Consider the following 4,840-nt stretch of genomic DNA (forward strand, 5'->3'; position numbering starts at 1 on the left):
GCTCGTCCCGCGGCAGCATGGCCAGCACGTCGGTGTCCAGCAGCGTGCCACTGCGGGTCCACAGCCAGGCGTTGTGGCCCAGGCACAGCAGCGCCCAGGCCAGCCACACGAGGGCGAGCCAACGCAAGGCGCGCGGACCTGAAGTCACTCGAACAGCCCAGCCTCGCCAGCCCCCGGTGCGGCATCCGCACGCAGGTTGCTGAAGGCGATGGTGCTGCGGTCGCCGCTGGTCTCCAGGATGACGAGGCGGCGCACGAATGCATCGCCCTCCAGTTCGATGCGCTGCAGGAACTGCTGCAGCGCTGGCTGGCGCGGCGTGAGGGAGAGCTGCCAGGTCTTGGGCTGCAGCTGGGCCTGCAGCGTGAACAGCTCGGCCAGGCCGGCCATCTCGCCATTGAGCAGCGCGAACATCAAGGCATTGATGGTCCGCAGCGCCGGCTCGCGTGAAGCGTCCAGCTGGAAGGACGTGACGCCGCTCTGGCTGGCGCGCACCTGGTCGCGTGTGAGGCGCAGTTCGCTGGCAAACGGCTGCCTGGTGCGCCAGAGCACGCCCTTGCTACGCGCAACGACAAAGTCGCCACGCGAGACCAGCGGCTTCTTGAAACCAGGCACCTCTTTTACCTGCTCAAACTCACCGTGCAGCCAGGCCGGCTGCGTGAGGCGCGACTGCAGCTCGCGCACCAGCGCGGCACCGTCGTCGGCCCAAGACAGACCTGTGGCGACGGCGGTCGCGGCGATCAGCAGGTCACGCCGCTTCATGTCGGCTGCACGCCCAGGCGCTGCCACAGCACAGGAGGGCAGACGTAGGCCATCAGGCCGGTGCTGACGTCCACGGCCACCTGGATGGTGTGGGCGCGGGTCAGCACGCGACCGCTGGCGCCGTCCTTGATCAGGTAGTCCAGCCGCAGCCGGTTTTCCCATTCGGTGATCTCGGCGCGGATGCGCAGCGGCTGGCCGAAGGTGGCCGAGGCGACGTACTTCAGCCGCATGTCGACGATGGGCCAGGCGAAGCCGGAGTCGCGCATCTGCGGGTAGTCGTAGTCGAAGCGGGCCAGCAGTGCGCAGCGGGCGATTTCCAGGTACTTGACGTAGTGGCCATGCCAAACAACGTTCATCGGGTCCAGGTCGTGGAAGGCCGGCGTCAGCTCGATCTCGTGCACGAAGCTCGGCTTGTCAGTCATACAGGCTCCAGGCTTCTTCGCGCAGGCCGACGATCAGGCGCTGCAGCTCGCCGTCCAGCGCGCGGTCTTCCTCGATCAGCGGGATGCGCGCTGCCAGGTCGGCTTGCATCGCGGCCAGCGCGGGGCTGAGCGAAAGTGGTTGCTGACGGTCGCGCAGGGCAACACCTTGGCGCGCAGCGATCAACATTGCGGCCAGCACCTGCTCGGACAGCTCCAGCACGCGCAGGCAGTCGCGCGCGGCAATCGTGCCCATGCTGACCTTGTCCTGGTTGTGGCATTCGGTGGAGCGCGAGAAGACCGAGGCTGGCATGGTCAGCTTCAGCGCTTCGGCCGTCCAGGCCGAGACGCTGATCTGCAGCGCCTTCAGGCCGTGGTTGATGGCCGCGCGCTCGCCGCTGGCGCCCGAGAGGTTGGACGGCAGGCCATGGTTGAAGCGGGTGTCAACCAAGAGCGCGAGTTGGCGGTCCATCAGGTCGGCGACGTTGGCGACGGCGGTCTTCAGCGCGTCCATCGCAAACGCGATGTGGCCGCCGTAGAAATGGCCACCATGCAACACGCGGCCTTCTTCGGCGTCGATGATGGGGTTGTCGTTGGCGCTGTTGAGTTCGTTCTCGATCAGCTGGCGCAGGAAGGGCAGCGCGTCTTCCAGCACGCCAATGACGTGCGGCGCGCAGCGCAGCGAGTAGCGGTCCTGCAGGCGCTGCTCGTTACGACTGGGTCGATCGCTGGCCAGGTCTTCGCGGATGCGCGCGGCGACGCGCTGCTGCCCGGCATGCGGCTTGACGGCGAACAGCGCCTCGTCGAAGTGGTGCGCATTGCCGGCACTGGCCAGCACGTTCATCGCGGTGAGCCTTGTCGCCATGCGGCCCAGGTAGTCGGCGCGCTGCCAGGCCAGGCAGGCCAGCGCGGTCATCACCGCGGTACCGTTCATGATGGCCAGGCCTTCCTTGGGCCGCAGCGTCAGCGGCGCCACGCCCAGCGCCTGCAGCGCGGAAGCGGCACTGCAGCGCTCGCCGCGCCACATCACCTCGCGCTCGCCGCAGAGCACGGCGGCCAGGTAGGAAAGCGGCGTGAGGTCGCCACTGGCGCCGACCGAGCCTTCGGACGGGATCAGCGGCAGCAGGTCTTCGCGCAGCAGGGTTTCGATCTGGCGCAGCAGGTCCAGGCTGACGCCGGACACGCCTTGGGCCAGCGAGTTGAGCCGCGTGGCCAGCACCGCACGGGTCTCCTGCGGGCCCAGCATCGCGCCGGCGCCGCAGCCGTGGTAGGTGTACAGGTGGCGTGGCAGCTCGGCCACCAGCGCAGGCGGGATGACGACGGTGCAGGAGTCGCCGTAGCCGGTGGTGACACCATAGATCACGCCGTCTTCGGCCAGCAGCTTGGCGACGAAGTCGGCGCCGGCCTGGATGCGCGCGGTGAAGGCCGGTTCGGTGCTCAGCTTCGCGGTGCGCTGACCACGCGCGAGCGCCACCACGTCCTCGATGCACAGGCGGTGACCGTCAAACACGACGGGGGAGGTCTCAAGCATGGGCGGGGTCCCAGAAGCGGTAGAAATTGAACCAGTCGTAAGGCGAGCGCCGCAACAGCCTCGCCAGGCATTCGGCATAGCGCGCCGCATGTTCGGCCAGCGCCGTTTCGCGTTGCTTGCGCGGCAGCAGCACCTGCTCGGCCAGCCGCTCGAAATGCATCGCGTAGCCGTCGCCTTCATGCAGGCAACCCAGGAAATACAGCGGGCATTTGAGCAGGCTGGCCAGCACGTAGGGGCCGATGGGCAGCGGGGCCGGGCTGCCGAGAAAGTCGACCGTCACGGTGCGGCCGCCATGCAGCGGCACACGGTCACCAGCGATGGCGACGAACTCGCCTGCTGCGAGCTTGCCGGCCAGCAGCATGGCGGTGGCAACCGTGATCTCGCTGACCTCGATCAGGTTCAGCGCCGCGCCCGGCTGCAGGCGCTGCAGGATGCGGTTGAAGGCCTGCGCGTGCCGCGTGTGAACCAGCACGTTGAGCTTGAAAGCCGGCTGGCGCTGGGCCATTGCGCGGCACAGCTCCAGGCAGCCGATGTGGGCCGTGACCAGCACGCCGCCCCCGCCGGAAAGTGCCTGCTGCGCGACCGCCTCGGCACCGTCCAGGCGCACCTTGCCGGCCGGGTAGCGGCCGGCCATCGCCAGCAGCTTGTCCAGCATGGTCTCGGCGAACAAGGCAACGTGCTGCAGGCCCTGGCGCCAGCCGGGCTCGTGCGGCCACAGCCGGTTCGTGGTTTGCTGCCGGCGCAGGTAATCCAGGCTTGCCTCGCGCAGCGTCGGGCGCGTCAGCCAATGCACCAGCACGACCGGCCACATCAGCAGCCGGAAGCCTCGCCGGCCTGCGATGCGGTGCAGGCCGTACAGCAACCAGATGCCCGCGACAAATGTCGTCTCACCCATCTGCGCCCAATGGCGCGCCGTGGGCTTCGCAGCAGCGGTCATGCCGAATTCGTCCAACGCCGCCAAAGCAGCAATGGCGCACGCGGCAGCATGCCGAAGAACAGGCGCGTGTGCATCGCGCTGATGCGGACGTTGTCGCGCAGCGCGCGGAAGTGTGAGACGCCGTCGGTCGGGTAGTGCACCGCCGTCGGCTGGTTGATGAACGGCATGCCGCGCCAGAACAGGCGCACGGCGATGTCGGTGTCGAAGTCCATGCGCCGGCCGATGTGCACCTCGTTGACCAGCGCCAGCGTGGGCGCCAGCGGGTAGATGCGAAAGCCGCACATCGAGTCCTGGATGGCCAGCGACAGCGTGTTGATCCAGACCCAGAGGTGCGTGGCATAGCGACCATACAGCCGTGCCTTGGGCACGCTGTCGTCGTAGACCGGGCAGCCGCAGATCATGTGCGCCGGGTTGGCGGCGGACAGTGCGGCGAAGCGCGGGATGTCGGCCGCGTCGTGCTGGCCGTCGGCATCGATCTGCAGCACATGGGTCCAGCCGAGTTCGCCGGCACGGCGAAAGCCGGCCACCATCGCGCCACCCTTGCCCTGGTTCTGCGCCAGCCGCAGCAACTGCACGCGACCGACAGGATCGGCCGCCAAGGTTTGCAGCACCGCCGCGCAGCCGGGCTCGCTGCCATCGTCCACCAGCAGCACCGGCAGGCCGTGGGCGCGCACGGCGGCGACGACGGCGCCAATGGCCTCGCCATGGTTGTAGACCGGGATCACTGCACCCAGCGTCATGCCGTGGCCTCGGCGGCGGGCAGCTCGAACAGCACGCGACCGCTGGCATGCGGGCCTGAGTCGGATTCGAGCTTGAAGACCAGCTTGCCTTGCGCGGCCTGCATCGTCAATTGCATCTGCAGCGCCTGGCCGGGGCGGATGACCTGCTGGAACTTCAGCGCTTCCAGCGCACGGAGCGCGCCCGGCAGGCCAAACAGTTCCTGCGCAAACAGCAAGGCCCACTCGACCTGGGCCACGCCGGGCAGCACCGGGTGGCCGCTGAAGTGGCCGTCGAACTGCGGCAGCGTGGCGTCTGGCCAGATGCGCAGCGTGGCCTCGGTCGCGCTCTGGCTGAGCACCTGCATCGCCGGACGGCGCGGGTCGAACAAGGCCTGCAGTGCCTGCGCGGTGGTCTTGCCTTGCGCGTTGGCCGGCAGGTGCGAGACGAAGCGCCAGCGGCGCGGCAGCGTCATGG

At 68.7% G+C, this 4,840-nt stretch carries 6 protein-coding genes; all 6 read right to left on the bottom strand.

The features are described 5' to 3' along the window. Positions 1-144: 144 nt before the first annotated feature. Positions 145-759, bottom strand: a complete 615-nt coding sequence (locus FKP22_RS21155) for a LolA family protein (protein ID WP_141289667.1) — start codon at positions 757-759, stop codon at positions 145-147. Next, a complete protein-coding gene (locus FKP22_RS21160; protein WP_141289668.1) occupies positions 756-1,181 on the bottom strand; it encodes an acyl-CoA thioesterase in 426 nt (141 codons plus the stop codon). Before FKP22_RS21160 ends, FKP22_RS21155 begins: the two co-directional genes overlap by 4 nt. Beyond that, positions 1,174-2,709, bottom strand: coding sequence for an HAL/PAL/TAL family ammonia-lyase (locus FKP22_RS21165; protein ID WP_141289669.1), 1,536 nt, complete (start codon positions 2,707-2,709; stop codon positions 1,174-1,176). The genes FKP22_RS21160 and FKP22_RS21165 overlap by 8 nt, the downstream gene beginning before the upstream one ends. Then, complete coding sequence (locus tag FKP22_RS21170; RefSeq protein WP_141289670.1) at positions 2,702-3,646, bottom strand: lysophospholipid acyltransferase family protein; 945 nt, start codon at positions 3,644-3,646, stop codon at positions 2,702-2,704. Before FKP22_RS21170 ends, FKP22_RS21165 begins: the two co-directional genes overlap by 8 nt. Further along, positions 3,643-4,386, bottom strand: a complete 744-nt coding sequence (locus FKP22_RS21175; protein WP_141289671.1) for a glycosyltransferase family 2 protein — start codon at positions 4,384-4,386, stop codon at positions 3,643-3,645. The genes FKP22_RS21170 and FKP22_RS21175 overlap by 4 nt, the downstream gene beginning before the upstream one ends. After that, positions 4,383-4,840 (bottom strand): ApeI family dehydratase (locus FKP22_RS21180; protein ID WP_141289672.1); only part of this gene is annotated, 458 nt, incomplete at its 5' end. The genes FKP22_RS21175 and FKP22_RS21180, both read right to left, overlap by 4 nt.

Origin of the sequence: Ideonella azotifigens (assembly GCF_006519715.1) — a bacterium.
GTDB classification, from domain to species: domain Bacteria; phylum Pseudomonadota; class Gammaproteobacteria; order Burkholderiales; family Burkholderiaceae_C; genus Ideonella; species Ideonella azotifigens.